General features: G+C 63.5%; 17 protein-coding genes. 10 read left to right on the forward strand and 7 right to left on the reverse strand.

From position 1 onward, the window contains the following. Nucleotides 1-82 precede the first annotated feature (82 nt). Nucleotides 83-334: a hypothetical protein gene (locus tag CFB82_RS42090; RefSeq protein WP_143750899.1), complete on the forward strand. Its 252-nt coding sequence runs from the start codon at nucleotides 83-85 to the stop codon at nucleotides 332-334. Nucleotides 335-784: 450 nt separating this feature from the next. Here CFB82_RS42090 and CFB82_RS11840 read toward each other — a convergent pair whose 3' ends face one another. The 5 genes from CFB82_RS11840 to CFB82_RS11860 all read right to left on the reverse strand — a co-directional run bounded on the left by CFB82_RS11840 (nucleotide 785) and on the right by CFB82_RS11860 (nucleotide 5,812). Then, nucleotides 785-1,558 (reverse strand): zinc finger-like domain-containing protein, encoded by a 774-nt coding sequence (locus CFB82_RS11840; RefSeq protein ID WP_089484223.1) that lies wholly within the window; start codon nucleotides 1,556-1,558, stop codon nucleotides 785-787. A 220-nt stretch (nucleotides 1,559-1,778) separates the two neighbouring features. After that, nucleotides 1,779-4,286 carry a VapE domain-containing protein gene (locus CFB82_RS11845; RefSeq protein ID WP_089484224.1) on the reverse strand — a complete coding sequence of 836 codons (2,508 nt, stop codon included), beginning with the start codon at nucleotides 4,284-4,286 and terminating at the stop codon, nucleotides 1,779-1,781. Nucleotides 4,287-4,546: 260 nt separating this feature from the next. Then, entirely contained in the window at nucleotides 4,547-4,930 is a 384-nt protein-coding gene (locus CFB82_RS11850) for a hypothetical protein (RefSeq protein WP_089484225.1), read from the reverse strand. After that, nucleotides 4,917-5,459, reverse strand: coding sequence for a phage regulatory CII family protein (locus CFB82_RS11855; protein WP_089484226.1), 543 nt, complete (start codon nucleotides 5,457-5,459; stop codon nucleotides 4,917-4,919). Before CFB82_RS11855 ends, CFB82_RS11850 begins: the two co-directional genes overlap by 14 nt. Before the next feature lie 83 nt (nucleotides 5,460-5,542). Further along, nucleotides 5,543-5,812 (reverse strand): transcriptional regulator, encoded by a 270-nt coding sequence (locus tag CFB82_RS11860; RefSeq protein ID WP_089484227.1) that lies wholly within the window; start codon nucleotides 5,810-5,812, stop codon nucleotides 5,543-5,545. On the opposite strand from CFB82_RS11860, the gene CFB82_RS11865 reads away from it, so the two are divergent. The 6 genes from CFB82_RS11865 to CFB82_RS11890 all read left to right on the forward strand — a co-directional run bounded on the left by CFB82_RS11865 (nucleotide 5,802) and on the right by CFB82_RS11890 (nucleotide 9,563). Then, nucleotides 5,802-6,548 carry a LexA family protein gene (locus tag CFB82_RS11865; protein ID WP_256990345.1) on the forward strand — a complete coding sequence of 249 codons (747 nt, stop codon included), beginning with the start codon at nucleotides 5,802-5,804 and terminating at the stop codon, nucleotides 6,546-6,548. The two genes, CFB82_RS11860 and CFB82_RS11865, sit on opposite strands and share 11 nt — an antisense overlap. Before the next feature lie 169 nt (nucleotides 6,549-6,717). Continuing rightward, on the forward strand, nucleotides 6,718-6,984 hold the full coding sequence (locus tag CFB82_RS11870; RefSeq protein WP_256990346.1) for a hypothetical protein: 267 nt from the start codon (nucleotides 6,718-6,720) through the stop codon (nucleotides 6,982-6,984). Nucleotides 6,985-7,034: 50 nt separating this feature from the next. Continuing rightward, entirely contained in the window at nucleotides 7,035-7,397 is a 363-nt protein-coding gene (locus CFB82_RS11875) for a beta-hexosaminidase (RefSeq protein ID WP_089484229.1), read from the forward strand. Continuing rightward, the gene (locus tag CFB82_RS11880; RefSeq protein WP_089484230.1) at nucleotides 7,397-8,839 is read left to right on the forward strand and encodes a ParB/RepB/Spo0J family partition protein; all 1,443 of its coding nucleotides are present in this window, start codon (nucleotides 7,397-7,399) and stop codon (nucleotides 8,837-8,839) included. The genes CFB82_RS11875 and CFB82_RS11880 overlap by 1 nt, the downstream gene beginning before the upstream one ends. Then, nucleotides 8,839-9,312: a hypothetical protein gene (locus CFB82_RS11885; RefSeq protein WP_256990348.1), complete on the forward strand. Its 474-nt coding sequence runs from the start codon at nucleotides 8,839-8,841 to the stop codon at nucleotides 9,310-9,312. The genes CFB82_RS11880 and CFB82_RS11885 overlap by 1 nt, the downstream gene beginning before the upstream one ends. A gap of 8 nt (nucleotides 9,313-9,320) precedes the next feature. Continuing rightward, the gene (locus CFB82_RS11890; RefSeq protein ID WP_089484281.1) at nucleotides 9,321-9,563 is read left to right on the forward strand and encodes a helix-turn-helix transcriptional regulator; all 243 of its coding nucleotides are present in this window, start codon (nucleotides 9,321-9,323) and stop codon (nucleotides 9,561-9,563) included. Here the strand turns inward: CFB82_RS11890 and CFB82_RS11895 are convergent. After that, nucleotides 9,541-10,815: a tyrosine-type recombinase/integrase gene (locus tag CFB82_RS11895; RefSeq protein ID WP_089484232.1), complete on the reverse strand. Its 1,275-nt coding sequence runs from the start codon at nucleotides 10,813-10,815 to the stop codon at nucleotides 9,541-9,543. The two genes, CFB82_RS11890 and CFB82_RS11895, sit on opposite strands and share 23 nt — an antisense overlap. A gap of 159 nt (nucleotides 10,816-10,974) precedes the next feature. On the opposite strand from CFB82_RS11895, the gene mutS reads away from it, so the two are divergent. Continuing rightward, complete coding sequence (gene mutS, locus CFB82_RS11900; protein WP_373558783.1) at nucleotides 10,975-13,665, forward strand: DNA mismatch repair protein MutS; 2,691 nt, start codon at nucleotides 10,975-10,977, stop codon at nucleotides 13,663-13,665. Further along, nucleotides 13,646-14,917, forward strand: coding sequence for a hypothetical protein (locus CFB82_RS11905; RefSeq protein ID WP_179255398.1), 1,272 nt, complete (start codon nucleotides 13,646-13,648; stop codon nucleotides 14,915-14,917). The genes mutS and CFB82_RS11905 overlap by 20 nt, the downstream gene beginning before the upstream one ends. Here the strand turns inward: CFB82_RS11905 and CFB82_RS11910 are convergent. Next, complete coding sequence (locus CFB82_RS11910; protein WP_069248332.1) at nucleotides 14,897-15,439, reverse strand: FKBP-type peptidyl-prolyl cis-trans isomerase; 543 nt, start codon at nucleotides 15,437-15,439, stop codon at nucleotides 14,897-14,899. The two genes, CFB82_RS11905 and CFB82_RS11910, sit on opposite strands and share 21 nt — an antisense overlap. Nucleotides 15,440-15,471: 32 nt before the next feature. Between CFB82_RS11910 and CFB82_RS11915 the strand changes: the two genes are divergently transcribed. Then, a complete protein-coding gene (locus CFB82_RS11915) occupies nucleotides 15,472-16,692 on the forward strand; it encodes a cupin domain-containing protein (protein WP_089445921.1) in 1,221 nt (406 codons plus the stop codon). Nucleotides 16,693-16,731: the final 39 nt, after the last annotated feature.

Here is a 16,731-nt window from a genome sequence, read left to right on the forward strand (position 1 = left end):
GCGCCCCTGCCCGGCCCCGGCCCGGCGGCCGGTTCCGCACGCTATGCGACAATGCCTGCGGGCCAACCAACACCAGCACGCTATGACAGACGAGAATACGAAGCAAAAGCTAGACGAACTGCAATGCCGCTTAGTCGCCCACCGGAGTCTCACCGCCACTCTGCTATCAGCAGTCGCAGCACAACGACCCGACTCACACGAATTCCTTGCCGGCATTGCAAAAGCAATGACCAACTCCGCAGAGAACCTTCCGGTCTGGCGTGAATGGCGGGAAACCTACATCGATGAAGTGCAATCGACGATTGCGATGGCGACGACTTTCACGCCCAAATGAGGGCCGCCCAAGACGGCTGACACCGTCCTGCTGAAATCTTCCGACGCGCTCAGTGCCGCCGACAGCGCCCTAAGCGCGTCTACTTCTTCCCCTTCCGCAAAACCGCACGAATGCGGGTCATTCCGAGCCGCCTCATCGACGGCCGCCGCGATCTGCTCGCCAACAATTGCGACCGCCGAGCCATCTACAGAGCTTGTTCGCATTTCAGCGCTCCAATGCAAAAAGCCCTGAGGGCTTTCGCACTCAGGGCTTCGATATTCATTTCGTAAGGGCGAACGCCCGCCCAACGGATCCCGACAGACAGTTATCGTTGTTGGTCGCGGCGCTCCCGCGATTCAGTACGCCTGTCGGGCGAAGGTTGCGACACGAGTGTGCGGTCGCTCACGTATCCAGTGACGCGGTAAAGGATGTGCAAAGTTTACGCGATCCGCTCTTGAAATGGAATACGTTTCATCCTCGCAATTGTCGACGCAATGTGTCGCACACCGATCCATCTACTGTATCCAACAGCGCGAGCATGTCGTGAAAGCGCCACGACCAGTTCTTCCGATACTCGTCAAGCGATACGCCGAGTGCGTGCGCCCGGCCAGCGTCGTCGACCTGCCGCTTGCCGGAACCGGAACAGTTGGGGCAAATGTGCCGGCCCTTCGCATCCGAAACCGGCGACGCAGCGATCCGCCCCATCCCGCCGCAGTCGGCGCATGGTTCGTATTCCCGAAAGACCAGCGGACCGTTACGCCCTTCGAAGAACGGGATACGCTCCTCCGATACACACACCTTCCCGCTGCCCCCGCATACGTCACATGCGTGCGTTGACGTCGCGACGGGACGCGCGCGACGCACGACGCCGCGCCCCTCGCACTCGACACACTGATCGTTCACCCACTCGTCCAGCAGCCGCAGGGCGAACCGCTCGACGATGTCGACCTTCGATCGCTCGACGGCGTGCCCCGCACGTTGATCGCGACGCTCGTCGCGCGAGAGGCCCGTGAACCGCGCACGCTTGAATCGACCCGACGTCCGGATCATCTGCGCCAACAGCAACGTTGCACGTCGAATCATCGCAGGCGTCGGCAGCGGCCCGGCCTTGATTCGGGCCAGCGCGCTACCGAGATCGTTCGCAAAGGCGAGCGCGCCCAAAGTAACTTTAGGATCGGCAATCGGGTCGGTGAACTGACCACGAACGCTCATAGCAACGCCCACCCGCTCTTTCAAATCGATCATCACTCTCTCCTATTCGTCCTAATGTCCCAATGTCCCAAGGGAAAAGGCTTGCAGGGGTGCGCGCCTGCGACATGCGCGACATGCGCCGCTCACGTCGCGCATGTCGCGCTGCGCACCCGCACACGAGGCAACGCCTTGGGACGTTGGGACACGGGACGTCACGGCCGGCCATGACGTACCCAATGGCCGGCCGTGACTGATCCCATGGCGCGCCACACGATCACAGCGGACTGTCGTCATCACCCGCTGCAACCAGTTCGCGTTCTGCCTCCGGCGCTTGCTCTTCCTTCACGTAGTACCAACCGCGCGATCCGGTCGACTCGCGCTTGCGTACCCACCCGAGCGACTTCAACGCCTTGCCGATGCGGCGCTGCTCGGCCAGCGTCCACTTCGACGTGTCGAGCTTCAGAATGTCTGCGAGGATCTCTTCCATCGTCGTGCGTGACACGAATTCCAGGGCCTTGGCGATCTTGTCCTCGTACACGTCGCCCTCGTAGCGCTCCGCCTGTTCGATCTCGAACAGCGGGCGCTCATGCTCTTCTACGTGCCACACGACGCCCGAGCGATACAGGTGCACGGCTTCCGCCCAGAGCTGCTCACGAACGGCCACAATGCCGTCGATGTCGACCAGACCGCCGACACGCAGCGGCCAGTAACGCCGGTTGCCTGATTCGTCTTTCAGGTACGTGTCGAAGTTGACCGAGCCGGCGAACACGCACTGACGCGGGACGTCGGTCGCCCGCTTGCCGTAGAAGTTGCGGAACCGGTCGACGGCCGTCGCGAAGAAGCTCTTTACCGCCGACGAGTCGGCCTTGTTCAACGAGTCCAGCTCCGCCAACTCGATCACCCACTTCCCGGCCAGCACCGCGTATGTGTCTTTGTTGCCGATCTGGATCGGCGTATCGGTGAACCACGGTGCGCCGGCCAGCACCTTCAGCGCCGTCGATTTGCGATGTCCCTGCTTGCCTTCGAGGATCAGGACGTTGTCGACCTTGCAGCCCGGTTCCATCACGCGCGCGACGGCCGCGATCATCCACTTCATGAACGCGAGCTGCACATAGTCGCTGTCGGCCACGCGCAGGTATGTCGACGGCATCGATCGCACGCGCGACACGCCGTCCCACTTCAGCCCTTCGAGGTATTCGCGCACGTCATGGAAGTGGGTCGCGTCCGCCACCAAGAGGACCGCGTTCATTACGATATCGGTGCGAGTGTCGAGGCCGTACCGTTGAGACAGCCAGAGAACGGTGCGCTGGTCATCCATGTCGGTCCACTCGCCCGTGACACCCTGCGGGAACGGCGGCGCCTTGCGCTTCATCACACGACCACCGAAGTCGTCCTGCTCGATCACGCCCTGCCACGCCTTGTGGTTCGACAGGATCAGATGCACGTTCCCGAGCGTCGGCAGCAGCCTGCCCTTGTCCGACCGCGACAGATCCTGCTCCCACGTGTGTGCGCCGCTCTCAGCCTCACGGCCGTCCCATGCCGCCTGTTTCGCGGCAGCGGACGTCGCGGCGGGCTTCGTCTGCGTGACGTCCGCGGTCGACATGGCGACCGTCGCCGGCCGGATCTCTTCGTTCGCTGGCGCGATGACGCGCAAGATTGCCGCTTGCACCTGCGCCTCGACTGCCTCGATGCCCTCTTCGACGTGCAGGTCGTTGAAATCGGTCAGCTTGCGCTCGCCGCGATTGGCGAATACCGGATAGACGACGCTGACGTCGTCGACGGTCGCGGCCGCCTCATACGCACGCTTCAGGCCCGTGTTCTCGAAGCGCTTACGGCGCAGCGGCATCACGTCGTTGCCGTAGCTCGCCTCGACGTACGGCACGCCGTTTTCGTCACGACGACGAGACACGGCAACCATGTACCACGTATTTTTCGCCTCGATCCGCACCGGGTCGGCACCAAACACCAGCTCGCCTCGAAAAGCAAACTCGTCGGCAAGCCAGTCGCGCACGCGCTGCTCGATCTTCCAGTCGTCATCAGCGCAGACCAGCACGTGCGCATCCGGATACGTCGCACGCAGATAGCGCACGGCCGGGAGGATGCCGCCCGCGTCGAAGCAGATATCGACAGCAAACGCGTCATCGATCGCCATACGGATCGCACGCGCGGTTGCATAGCCTTCGGCGACCAGCACGATCTGGTCGTCTGCACCGACCTCGCCGAGCAGATACGATGCGCCCTTCTTTTCCATGCCTTTGTTGAAGCGCTTCGCGCCGTCCGGCGTGATCTTCTGCAGGCCGACGAGACGAGCGTCGTCGCCGTACTGATACATCGGCACGAAGATCGTGCCGTCCACGTCGAAACGCACGCCCTCGGCCGAGATGTGTTTGCGGTCGAGATAGGTGGACTTGCCATCCTCTGCCGCACGGTTCCACTGATCCCGCGCGCGGTTCGCGGCGAGCTTCGCCTGACGTGCGTCACGGTCGGCCTGCTCACGGTCAGCGGCTTCCTGCCGGCGACGCGTTTCCGCCAGCACTTCCTCGCTCAACGGTGCACCACTCCACTCGAATCGCTCGGTGCCCGGATCGTCCCCGGAGAAATGGCCGAACGTTCCGCCGTAGCCGATCGTCGCGCCCTTGCTGATGACTTCGCGAAGCTGATACCAGTATTTCTTGCGCGGCCCGTACCGATGATGCTTGCCGTCCACAACCGGATGGCCGGCGGGCAGATCGGGATGCCCCGCTGCGCGCAATTGCTGAATGATCTGGTCCAGTGTCGCCATACAATAATTTCCTCTGTCAAAGTCGCTTTGGCCGCATGTCGCGGCCGAATCACAATTCGTTGAGCTGCGCCCTGTTAGCTCGCACGCCGAGCCGCATCCAGCTCGATGAGGCGGCGGTCGCGTGCGACCTTGTGAGAGAAGCTGCGCCACGCTCCCCGCCCGGCCGCATAGGACTGCCGTCCGCTCGGCGAGCGGCTGTACTGCGATGCGCCGCGTCGCAATGCGCTGCTGATTCCGTTCACGTTCACTGGGGTCTCCGGTTATTTGCCGCGCAGTCGACGCCACTCGGCTGACATGGAATCGTCGAACGCCGCAAGGTCCAGCGCGCAGAGTCGATCGGTAAGCTGGTCGCGGAACGCGTGACGCTCCGCCTTGGTTGCGAGCGCGGCACATGCGCGCGCAGCTCGGTCAACGAACAAGCGCACCTGCCCCGCTTCGATCGCTTCCGCAAGAAGCGGAGCAAGGCAATCGGGAAACGTGGCGATCAGTTCGGATAGCAAGCGCCCCGCTTCAGCGGGGGCAGATTCGAATCGGGATGCGAGCGTCGTGACAGCGCATGCCAATTGCTGCTCGGGCGAGCAGCAAAGGCCGATATGCTCACGGTCGGGACGACAGCACCCCATGCCGGGCTTAAACCGCTCCATGACGACGACGCCGACGCGCGGCGAGGTTGCGAGCAGCGTGAATCAAACGCTGGAACAGACGCTGGCCCTTGCGGCCGGTCGCGATGATCTTCTCGGCGTGTTGATCGTCGATCCGCTGATCCGCCAGCGCACGCGTCACGTCGTCAGCGACGAGACCAACATGCGCCTGCAGGTGCAGGGCCGTCGAAACGAGACGCAGCGTGCCGGGTTCGCTGACGTCGTCAGCGGCGTGGTCGTCGACGTGCTCGGCCACCAGACCAAAACGCGAGTTCAGTGCATGCAGCGCGTCGAGCGCGTACACCTCGCCCTCTGCCTTTTCCTGCATCCACTCGATCAGCAGCTCGAACATCTCCATCGACAAGCGACTGTCGCCGACACCACGCAGGCGCAGACGAAGCGATTCCGGCGTGATGTTCTTGCCGCGCCGGATCGTGAGGTGATTCGCCGCGTCGGCGACACCGCCGGGCGTGTTGCGAACGGACGTATAGAGCACGTCCAGCCATTCGGTACTGTCGTATCGGCACGTCATAACGTTTGAGATCGGAAAGTTTCATCCTGTCGTGACGTATAAAACGTCACTAGGATTCGAGATATGCGATCGAAACCGCACCGTTAGCTGTTGCAGACTTGAGTTGCGCTTGACGATGGCCCGGATTGACGGACGAAGGCCCAATCGACTCGGCCGTTCAGTTCTTCACATCGCACGGCACCACGGCAAAGCTGCTCAATGGGCGGACAGTGTTCGGCCGGTACTCTCCGGCCGGCCTGTTTCCACTGCTGGACCGCAGCTCGAGTAACGCCAAGGCGATCCGCAAGCGACTGCATAGTCAGCCCGGCCGCTTTGGCGGCCCGATCCAAGGGGTGCTCCACGATGTTGTCCATTAGCTTCCATCACCAACGCAATGATAGAAATTCTAACATTCGTTCGATAGAAAATATAGCCATCGGCGCGCAAGATTTTCTTACCATTGAGCGCATGGACATCGGTGAATGGATAAAGGCGAGCCGCGAAGCTGCCGGCCTCAAGCAGGACGAACTCGCGGAGCGATTGGGCAAGACGCGCGGCAACGTGTCCGCGTGGGAAAACGGCCGTCACGAGCCAAGCTTTGGCCAGATTCTTGAGATCGCGCGTATCACAAAGCACGCAATCCCCATCCCCGGTGTTGCGGACTCACCCATTGGCAACGTTGCCCCGGCGAATGTCGGCACGCGTCGTGTACCGCTGATCAGTAGCGTGCAGGCTGGCCTGATGAGCGAGGCGATTACCCCGTTTCCACCTGGCGGAGCGTTCGAGTACCTGTTGACCGATCTAGACCTGTCGGATCACGCATTCGCGCTTGAGGTAGAGGGGGAATCGATGGCGCCGGAGTTTATGCCCGGAGATCGAATCATCGTTGAGCCAGCCATTGCGCCAAGACCGGGAGACTATGTCGTCGCAAAGAACGGCAAAGAAGAAGCCACGTTCAAGAAGTACAGACTTCGAGGCGTAAGCACGACAGGCGCAGAAGTGTTTGAATTGGTGCCGCTCAATTCTGACTACCCGACCATAAACAGCGAGCATGAACCCGTTCGGATCATTGGCGTGATGGTTGAACACCGCCGATACCGCAGGCGCTAACTCGCTCCTCGCAATCCCGCTTAGGCGGGATTTTTTTTGCCCCTCGGCCCCTGACTATCAGCTTTCATCGCCCAATAGATAGATTTTCTACCCATCAAGATAGTTTTTCTTGCATTTAGTTGGATAGAAAATCTATCATCCTCACGTCTCAACTTACCGTGAGGAACCCATGACGCGCGAACTCCCTGAATTCCGATCGTCGAAACCCATCACTCGCCGCTGCCTGCCCGACCGCCAGCTCGACAACCGCCACGACTGGCTCCGCGACGAACAAACGCCCCGCATCACGCCGTCCGAACCTGCCCGCCAAAGCAACTTTGAAAAGTCGCCGATCTTCCGCTGGACGGTCGTCGCCGCCCTCTTGTTCGTTGCCGTGAACGTGTTCCAAGACGATCCGGTCGTCGTGCCGACGACCGCCTACCACGTCACCGTCTAAATCGCCCCGACCCTGCCGGGGCGTGCGCCCCCGGCGTCATGGAGACCACCATGCCGCGAATCAAAGCCCGAACCCTTCCCCTCGTCGACGTCGAGCGTCGCGACACGCTGCCACTGCGCACCATTACGCGATACGACCGGAACGCACGCCGTCCATCGACCCCGATCCTGATCGGCAAATACGTCGTCGGTCGCCGCCCCTTGGCCGACAGCGTGCATACGGAGTATTTGATCCTCGACGGCGCTGAGATCGCTGGCAAGCAGATCTCGATCCCGAGCGAAGGTGACTGCGCCGATGCAATCAAGCGCCTGCGAGACGCAAAGCGTGCGGCGGGCGTGGCGGCATCGAACGCGATCGATAAAGCGAAGAACGCCGGCAAGCCGCGTGCCACCGCAGCACCGGAGGTTGCGTAATGGACGATCGCACCCGACAGCTCGACCTGACCGCGCCGATCCCGACCGGGAACATCAAGGCAGCCGCCGCAGCCGCCGGCGCAACGAAGGCAGACCTGTGGATGGTCCCCTACGATCAGTTGCGCTACGACCCGGCCGACAACATCCGAGCGGTTGATACCGAATGGGTGGCACACCTCGCCGCGCTTATGCGGGAGAACGGATACGACAAGGGTTCCCCCCTCCATTGCTACGCCCGGAAGGTTGACGGCAAGGATCTGCTCTACGTTTACAAGGGGCAGCACCGATATCTCGCAGCGGGACACGTGATCGCCACCGGGAAAGATCTGGGCAAGATCCCGGTTGTCGTCCGCGACGCGAAGAACGTCAACCGCGCCGAAATGGTGATCGACGGCTATCTCAGCAACAACGGCAAACCGTCGTCGCCGCTTGATCTGGCCGCTGCCGTCGCAGAACTGCGCGACATGCACGGCATGACGCTGGCGGCAATCTGCAAGCGTCTGAATGTCACCGACCAAACGATCCGCGATGTCGGCCTGCTCGAACGGGCACCCGCCGAATTGCATCAGCTCGTACGGGGCGGCCAATGCACCGGCACACTGGCGATAGAACAGATCCGCCTGCACGGCGGCGACAAGGCGCTCGAACGCATCATCGTCGGGATCTCCAAAGCTGCAGAAGCCGGCAAGACGAAGGTGACGAAGAAGTACCTCGAAGATACGCCCCAGCTCGATGAGCTTCCGGACCCGGCATCATCGGCACAACAGCCAACATCCGCGGCCGCCACCAGCGCCAAACCTGTCGCCTCATCGAGGGGTGCGGAAGCCACGGTTAAGACGCAGGCGCCGACACAGTCAGCCCCGCGCCAAAGTGCCCCGGCGACGATCAGCGATACGCGCGCATCGTGGCTGTTACAAGCGGTGCATTCGGTCCTGCACGACCCCGCCTTCGACCAGCTCTCGCCGGGCACGATGCATGCAGTGCGCATGGGCTTGCATGGCGTAGCCGACTCGCTACTCGACGCGGTCGAGTCGACACGAACCGATCATCCGATTCACGTACCGAACAAGCACGGCGTATTCGACGCCTGCGAGACGATCAGGTCCCCGGCAAGCAAGCGCACTCGCAAGAATCCGGCCTCAATCCACCTTGCTCACGCTGAACAGGGAGTATGGATCTCCTCGTTCACCTTGGAGGTTGGTTCGGGCGGCATGACTGGCCTGCCGTCACTGCACAGCTTCACGGAGACGTACCCGACACGCGGGCAAGCAATCCGTGGCGCGGTGTCAGACATGACGCGCGTCATGCAGTCGTCCAGTTATGCGAAGTCGAAGGAAGCACCGATCGTCCATGCGTGGCTTGACAAGCTGTATGCGATGCCTGATCCGGAATGGACGCCTGAGCTGGCAGCCAAGTATTCGGCCGCGAAGGAGGTTTCGTAATGCCTCGCCCGGCCCTTTCTACCCCACGTCCGCTGCCGCGAAAGCGGGAACACGCGAAGAAGCGCCCTGCGCTCGCACTGGCAAGCGTCGACGGTACTCCGATGCAGTCGAACGGCAGCGGGCTGACGCCCGCAACATCGATCCAGAACAACGATGCGCCGCTCACGCGGCGAAAAGCAATCCAGATGAACGAAGCCTTGGCGGATGCCCGCCAAGGCAGGCTCGCGCGGCTCGACGCCCTTCGCACCGAGATCCGCTCGCTGGTCATCGATATCTCGCACGCAGCCGACGTCGAGCTGCTGGACTTGATGGACGACGAGATCGGATCGTTCGCTCGCCACAGAGCCGCGCAGGATGCGCGCACTTGGGCCGCAACCGCCAGCATCACGCTCGAAACCGGGTTGATGCAACTGGCTCGCGCACTGCCAAGTGGGGCCGATGAAGAAACGAAGAATCGAGGAGCATCCGCATGACCGTTGCAATGAAACCGATCTACCTCGATATCGAATCGGTCTCTGCCGCAATCTCCCTGTCGCCGGCCGTCATTCACAAGCTCGTCCGGCAAGAAGAGTTTCCGAAGCCTCGCGCGCTGTCAGGTCGTCGCGTTGGATGGCTCACACGGGAGATCGAGGAATGGGCGGAGGCCCGAACGCCGTCAGAATTCTTGCCGCCACCCAACTGCGGGACTGGTCGAAGGAAGGCTAACGCACATGTCCCTGACTGACCGCCTCCAGCTTCGCGTTCAATTTCGACAACCACTGCCGGCGCTCGGCGTCATAGTCGTGACGATTGTAGACACCCCCAACGCCCGGCAGCATGTGCCCGATGATCGCCTCACCGATCTCGTACGGACATCCGAGCGCAGCCAACATGGTGCGAGCCGTTCGACGAAGATCGTGAGGTGCCCAATGGGTCACTGCCAGGCGCGGCCGGACCCGCTTCGGCTTCGTTTCACTGTACGGCATATGGTAGTGCACCGCCGTACCGAACACTTTCTGTTGCATCGGACCGTCATTCTCGGCCGGGAATAACCACCCTTTCCCGTAGCGCTCTAGCCGACGACGAACAATTGCTTCAGCCCGACCAATGAGCGGCACCCGCAGGTCCGTTGCATTCTCGTGGCGAGCGTTTTTCGTTTTGACCTTCGGTATCGTCCACCAAAGCCCGTCCGACTCTTCGGCAATCTCCCGCCCTTCCATAGCGCCAATCTCAGCGCCACGTGTCGCCGTCCACAGATATAGCGTCAGGGCGTCTTCGACGTTGCGACTGAAGTTCGGCAGCCAGTTAATTACCGCCCCTGCCTCTTCGTCGCTCAGAAATCGCTTCACGGTTCCGGTCGGCTGCCCCTGAATGCGCTTGCCGTTGCTACGTAAACGACCGCGCATAATCTGACGCCACCAGTTCGGCGAGGATTCGGGCAGTTTGCCGGCGTCGAGCGCATAGTCCCATGCAGCACCTAGCTCAAGCCGGAGCTTCGATGCCTGCACCGGGATGTGGCGAAATGAATCGATCTTGGTAAAGGCACGCTCGCGGGTCAGCCCGGCCGCCGGCGTTTCTGCAAGATCGCCGACCATGGTCCTGAACATCCGGGCGACTTCGGCCGCTCCCTTCGGCTTTCGATTGTGCTCCACGTGCCCTTTCAGGTACGCGGCACACACGTCGCCCACTGTCAGCGAATCCCCTTGCTGTACCATTACGGCGACAGTGCCGAGCGCTTGTCGCTTAGACAGTGCGGGGTCGTTGCCTGCGTTGCGCTGGTCCCTCAGGCGCTCCCATTCAACGGCCGCAGCTGCGATAGACAGTGCGGGCCATTCGCCGATTTTGATTTGTCGCATGCGCCCGTCGACGGGCGATTTGTACCGGTAGATCCAGCTACGACGCGACGCTGTTGCCTCAAGCCGGAGACCGGGACAACCGTCGATACTTAAATGTGCACCGGGCAAAAGTTGCTTTGCAGTACGTGCGTCAAACCTCATTCAATCCTCGGCGTAGGTTTCCGCCACACACAGGACAGCACTGGCGTAGGCGTAGGTTTCACGAAAGGCGAAAAGCTACGCTGACAACGAGAATTTAGCAAGATGTCGTGACACGGGGAAATTCGATGTCGAAACCCCAGAAACTGACGGAAAGCCTTGATGGATAAGGACGTGCAGAAAATTACGGAACGAAAACAGCAGCTTACAGAAGCGGCTTTTAACAATCACACCCCGATGATGCAGCAGTACCTGCGCATCAAGGCCGACCATCCCGACACGCTTGTCTTCTACCGGATGGGCGACTTCTACGAGCTGTTCTTCGAAGACGCGGAGAAAGCCGCACGCCTGCTCGACCTGACCCTCACGCAACGCGGTGCTTCCGCCGGCACGCCGATCAAGATGGCCGGCGTACCGCATCACGCGGTCGAGCAGTATCTTGCGAAGCTCGTGAAAATGGGCGAATCGGTCGCGATCTGCGAACAGATCGGCGATCCCGCCACGTCGAAGGGCCCCGTCGAGCGCAAGGTCGTGCGCGTCGTCACGCCCGGCACGCTGACCGATGCCGCGCTGCTGTCCGACAAGAACGACGTTTACCTGCTCGCGATGTGCACGGGCCACAACAAGCGTGGCGTCGCGGTGAACATCGGCCTCGCGTGGCTGAACCTCGCCAGCGGCGCGCTGCGGCTCGCCGAAATCGAACCCGACCAGCTCGCTGCCGCGCTCGAGCGCATCCGGCCGGCCGAGATCCTGACACCGGATGGCACGACCGACGCCGTGCCGGCCGGCGCGGGCGCAAGCAAGCGCGTGCCGGCGTGGCACTTCGACACCGCATCGGGCACGCAGCGCCTGTGCGACCAGCTCGATGTCGCAAGCCTCGACGGTTTCGGTGCGCATTCACTCACGAGCGCGTGCGGCGCGGCCGGCGCGCTGCTGCTCTATGCGGCCGCCACGCAGGGCCAGCAACTGCGGCACGTGCGCAGCCTGAAGGTCGAGAACGAAACGGAGTACATCGGCCTCGATCCGGCCACGCGCCGCAACCTCGAACTGACCGAGACGTTGCGCGGCACCGAGTCGCCGACGCTGTATTCGCTGCTCGACACCTGCTGCACGACGATGGGCAGCCGCCTGCTGCGTCACTGGCTGCATCACCCGCCGCGCGCGTCGGTCGCCGCGCAGTCGCGGCAGCAGGCAATCGGTGCACTGCTCGATGCACCGGCCAACGCAAGCCTCGATGCGCTGCGCAGCGCGCTGCGCCAGATCGCCGACGTCGAGCGGATCACCGGGCGTCTCGCGCTGCTGTCCGCGCGCCCGCGCGACCTGTCGAGCCTGCGCGACACGTTCGCCGCGCTGCCGGCACTGCGCGAGCGTATCAGCGCGATCATCGCGAACGCGGACGCACTCACCCGCGTCGACGCAGCACTCGCACCGCCCGCCGAATGCCTCGACCTGCTGACCAGCGCGATTGCGCCCGAGCCGGCCGCGATGGTGCGCGACGGTGGTGTCATCGCGCGCGGCTACGACGCCGAACTCGACGAGCTGCGCGACATCTCGGAGAACTGCGGGCAGTTCCTGATCGATCTCGAAGCGCGTGAGCGTACGCGCACCGGCATCGCGAACCTGCGCGTCGAATACAACAAGGTGCACGGCTTCTACATCGAGGTCACGCGCGGCCAGACCGACAAGGTGCCCGATGATTACCGCCGGCGCCAGACGCTGAAGAACGCCGAGCGCTACATCACGCCCGAACTGAAGACCTTCGAGGACAAGGCGCTATCCGCGCAGGAACGCGCACTGGCCCGCGAGCGCGCGCTGTACGACGCGGTGCTGCAGGCGCTGCTGCCGTTCATCCCCGAGTGCCAGCGTGTCGCATCGGCGCTCGCCGAGCTCGACCTGCTCGCCGCATTCGCCGAACGCGCCCGCGCGCTCGACTGGGTCGCACCGACCTTCACCGACGAGATCGGCATCGAAATCGAACAGGGCCGCCACCCGGTCGTCGAAGCGCAGGTCGAACAGTTCATCGCGAACGACTGCCGCTTCGGCACCGAGCGCAAGCTGCTGCTGATCACTGGCCCGAACATGGGCGGTAAGTCGACGTTCATGCGGCAGACCGCGTTGATCGCGCTGATGGCCTACGTGGGCAGCTACGTGCCGGCCAAGTCGGCATGCTTCGGCCCGATCGACCGGATCTTCACACGGATCGGCGCGGCGGACGATCTCGCGGGCGGCCGCTCGACGTTCATGGTCGAGATGACCGAAGCCGCAGCGATCCTCAACGACGCGACGCCGCAAAGCCTGGTGCTGATGGACGAGATCGGCCGCGGCACGTCGACGTTCGACGGCCTCGCGCTCGCGTGGGCCATCGCGCGCCACCTGCTGGCGCACAACGCGTGCTACACGCTGTTCGCGACGCACTACTTCGAGCTGACGCAACTGCCGGCCGAATTCCCGCAGGCGGCCAACGTCCACCTGTCGGCCGTCGAGCACGGCCACGGCATCGTGTTCCTGCACGCGGTCAACGAAGGCCCGGCCAACCAGAGCTACGGCCTGCAGGTCGCACAGCTCGCAGGCGTTCCGGCGCCCGTGATCCGCGCCGCGCGCAAGCACCTCGCGTATCTCGAACAGCAGTCGGCGTCGCAGCACACGCCGCAGCTCGACCTGTTCAGCGCGCCGCCGGTGGCCGCCGACGATCTCGAATGCGCGGACGCGCCGGCGCTGCCCGACACACCGCATCCGGCGCTCGAAAAGCTGCGCGACATCGATCCCGACGATCTCAAGCCGCGCGAGGCGCTCGACCTGCTGTACGAACTGCGCACGCTGGTCCGGTCGCACGATGTCGACGGACACGCGTAAGCGCATCCTGTGCGGCCTGCCGGCTCGCACGGCCGCCATGCTCGTCGCGGCGGTGCTCGCGCTCGCGCAGGCCACCGCGCTGGCCGCGCCGCCGAAACGCAGCACCACGCCCTACTCGTTCGCCGTCGTGTCGGGTGTGATCAACGTCCCTGGCGACGAACCGGCCGCCCAGCGGTTGCTCGATGCGATCGCGCGCGAGCGCAACCTCGCGTTCGTCGTCTACGCGGGCGATCTCAAGGGTTCAAAGGAAGCGTGCCGCGATGCACTGTATTCGCAGCGCGGCGCGATCCTGGATGCGGCCCGCGTGCCGCTCGTGTTCATTCCCGGCCACGACGACTGGGTAACGTGCAACACCGCGGCCGGCGGCGGCTACGATCCGGTCGAGCGGCTCGACTTCCTGCGGCAGACGCTGCTCGCCGATTCGGCACTCCCCGACCCCGGCGCGCTGCAGATCACGCGTGAAAGCGAAGTCGCACGGTTCCGCCCGTATCGGGAAAACGCCCGCTGGATGCGCGACGACATCGTCTACGTCGCGCTCAACGCGCCGGCGCCGAACAACCACTACCTGACGGCCGGCGGCCGCAACGGCGAATTCGAGGACCGCATCATCGCGAACGGTTTCTGGATCGACCACGCGGCCGAATATGCGAAGCGGCGCGAGGCACGCGCGATGGTGGTGATGTTCGAAGGCGATCCGCAGTTCGAACGCTACGAGCGCGCGGAACGCTTTGCATGGCTGCGGTTCAACCGGCCGCGCGTGCGCGACGGCTTCCGTGAGTTGAAACGAACGCTGGTGAAGGCGGCGGCGACGTTCCGCGGCCCGATACTCGTGATGCACGCGAGCGGCGAGCCGCTTGCGAACGGTTTTCTGATCGACCGCCCGCTGCGTGCTGACGACGGTGAACTGGTGGGTAATGTGACGCGCGTCGCGATCGGACCGCACCATCCGACGAATCAGTGGGTCAAGGTGAGCGTGTCGCCGGCACGGCAGACGATCTTCAACGTGAGCCTGCAGGAGGTGCCGAAGAACCTGCCCGTGCCGCCCGCGCTGCCGCTCGTGCCGCGTGACGAGGTGCCGCTGCCGCAGATGCCGGAAATCCCTGCATTGCCGGCGCTGCCCGACTCGTCGTCGGTCGCGCCGCCATTGCAGGGTGACAGCGCCGCACCGGGCGGCGCGTCGTGGCCGGCGCCCGCCCCTGCGTCGGGGCCGGCACCGGGCCTGCCTGCGAGCTCAGTGCAGGGTACGCCCTGACGGCGCTTCGCCGTCTTCGTCTTCGTCCTCGTCGACGATCTCAAGCCCTTCCGCACCATGTGCGTGCTCATGCTCGATTTCGTCTTCGGTGGCTTCGCGAACGTCCTTCACGGTGAGTGCGAAACGCAGCGCCATGCCGGCCAGCGGGTGATTGCCGTCGAGCACGACCTTGTCTTCGGCGACGTCGGTGACCGTGTAGATCAGTGAATCGACTTCCTCGTCGCCGTCTTCCGGCGTGCCTTCGAACTGCATGCCCACTTCGAGCGGCTCGGGAAAACGATCGCGCGGCTCGATCTTCACGAGTTCGGGGTCGTAGTCGCCGAACGCGTCCTGCGGCTCGAGTTGAACCTGCGCCTCGTAGCCCGGCTCATGGCCGTCGAGCTGTTCCTCGATCTTGGGGAACGTGCCATCATAGCCGCCGTGCAGATAGACCATCGGCTCGTCGCTTTCCTCGATCAGATTGCCCTGTGCATCGGACAGCTTGTAAGCGACCGACACGACGGTGTTTTTTGCGATTTTCATCCAATTCTCCCAAATACAAATCTCATTATACGATGCGCAACCGGTCTCAAGCCGAACCGCGGGATGCCGCTGCCGCCCCGCTCGGCGCGCCGCCTTCCGATCTTCCCACACCGCTGCTCGGCGGTCTTACGCCGGCGCAATTCATGCGCGGCTACTGGCAGAAGAAGCCGCTCCTGATCCGCCAGGCAATCCCCGGCGTCGCGTCGCCGGTCTCGCGCGACGCGCTGTTCGAGCTCGCAGCGGACTATGACGCGGAATCGCGACTGATCACCCATTTTCGTAACAAGTGGCAACTTGAGCAGGGCCCGTTCGAGCCCGGCTCGCTGCCGGCCGTCACGCGCAAGGCCTGGACCCTGCTCGTGCAGGGGCTCGACCTGCACGTCGATGCCGCGCGCGCACTGCTCGACCGCTTCCGCTTCATCCCCGATGCGCGTCTGGACGACCTGATGATCTCCTATGCGACGGATGGCGGCGGCGTCGGTCCGCACTTCGATTCGTATGACGTATTCCTGCTGCAAGTCGAAGGTCGGCGCCGCTGGCGCGTCGGTGCGCAGAAGGACCTGTCGCTGCAACCGGACGTGCCGCTGAAGATCCTCGAAAATTTCGAGCCGAGCGACGAATGGGTGCTGGAACCCGGCGACATGCTCTACCTGCCGCCGCACATCGCGCACGATGGCGTCGCCGAAGGCGAATGCATGACCTGCTCGATCGGCTTCCGGGCCCCGTCCGCCGGCGAACTGGGCGCCCAGTTCCTGTACTATCTCGCGGAGCGTGGCGGCCTGCGCGACGGTTGCGGCGATGATCTTTACCGCGATCCGAAGCAGCCGGCCGTCGACACGCCCGCCCAGCTGCCTCCGGCGATGGTCGAGCGTGTTGCCGAGATCGTGGACGCGATCCGCTGGCGCAAGCGGGACGTCGCCGAATTCCTCGGCTGCTACCTGAGCGAGCCCAAACCGAACGTCGTTTTCGACCCGCCCGCGCGCCCGCTGTCCGAGGCCGCGTTCGTCACGCAAGCGTCACGTCGTGGCGTGTGTCTCGACAGAAGGGCCGCATTGATGTATAACGCGCGCTCGTACTTCATTAATGGTGAAGAAGGACCGCTCGAGCAGGCCAGCGAATGGCTGCCCGAATTGGCCAATCAACGCCAGATGGAGGCGAAACGGTTTGTAACACTATCCCGGGTTCCCTCGATGACAGCCTTGTTGCACGAGTGGTATCGTGCGGGCTGGATACGGGTCGGAAACCGGATTTAGTGTGAGTCGCCCCGTATGCCCGTACGGATCAAATTCTGT

Source organism: Burkholderia sp. HI2714 (assembly GCF_002223085.1).
In the GTDB taxonomy this organism is placed as follows: domain Bacteria; phylum Pseudomonadota; class Gammaproteobacteria; order Burkholderiales; family Burkholderiaceae; genus Burkholderia; species Burkholderia lata_D.

Excerpts from the sequence above, each read along its gene's own strand:
- CFB82_RS42090 (WP_143750899.1), top strand. The coding sequence starts at position 83 with ATGACAGACGAGAATACGAAGCAAAAGCTAGACGAACTGCAATGCCGC.
- CFB82_RS11905 (WP_179255398.1), top strand. The coding sequence starts at position 13,646 with ATGTCGACGGACACGCGTAAGCGCATCCTGTGCGGCCTGCCGGCTCGC.
- CFB82_RS11890 (WP_089484281.1), top strand. The coding sequence starts at position 9,321 with ATGAAACCGATCTACCTCGATATCGAATCGGTCTCTGCCGCAATCTCC.
- CFB82_RS11850 (WP_089484225.1), bottom strand. The coding sequence starts at position 4,930 with ATGGAGCGGTTTAAGCCCGGCATGGGGTGCTGTCGTCCCGACCGTGAG.
- CFB82_RS11875 (WP_089484229.1), top strand. The coding sequence starts at position 7,035 with ATGCCGCGAATCAAAGCCCGAACCCTTCCCCTCGTCGACGTCGAGCGT.
- CFB82_RS11885 (WP_256990348.1), top strand. The coding sequence starts at position 8,839 with ATGCCTCGCCCGGCCCTTTCTACCCCACGTCCGCTGCCGCGAAAGCGG.
- CFB82_RS11860 (WP_089484227.1), bottom strand. The coding sequence starts at position 5,812 with ATGGACAACATCGTGGAGCACCCCTTGGATCGGGCCGCCAAAGCGGCC.
- CFB82_RS11840 (WP_089484223.1), bottom strand. The coding sequence starts at position 1,558 with ATGATCGATTTGAAAGAGCGGGTGGGCGTTGCTATGAGCGTTCGTGGT.
- CFB82_RS11880 (WP_089484230.1), top strand. The coding sequence starts at position 7,397 with ATGGACGATCGCACCCGACAGCTCGACCTGACCGCGCCGATCCCGACC.
- CFB82_RS11915 (WP_089445921.1), top strand. The coding sequence starts at position 15,472 with ATGCGCAACCGGTCTCAAGCCGAACCGCGGGATGCCGCTGCCGCCCCG.
- CFB82_RS11895 (WP_089484232.1), bottom strand. The coding sequence starts at position 10,815 with ATGAGGTTTGACGCACGTACTGCAAAGCAACTTTTGCCCGGTGCACAT.
- CFB82_RS11870 (WP_256990346.1), top strand. The coding sequence starts at position 6,718 with ATGACGCGCGAACTCCCTGAATTCCGATCGTCGAAACCCATCACTCGC.
- mutS (WP_373558783.1), top strand. The coding sequence starts at position 10,975 with ATGGATAAGGACGTGCAGAAAATTACGGAACGAAAACAGCAGCTTACA.
- CFB82_RS11865 (WP_256990345.1), top strand. The coding sequence starts at position 5,802 with ATGTTGTCCATTAGCTTCCATCACCAACGCAATGATAGAAATTCTAAC.
- CFB82_RS11910 (WP_069248332.1), bottom strand. The coding sequence starts at position 15,439 with ATGAAAATCGCAAAAAACACCGTCGTGTCGGTCGCTTACAAGCTGTCC.
- CFB82_RS11845 (WP_089484224.1), bottom strand. The coding sequence starts at position 4,286 with ATGGCGACACTGGACCAGATCATTCAGCAATTGCGCGCAGCGGGGCAT.
- CFB82_RS11855 (WP_089484226.1), bottom strand. The coding sequence starts at position 5,459 with ATGACGTGCCGATACGACAGTACCGAATGGCTGGACGTGCTCTATACG.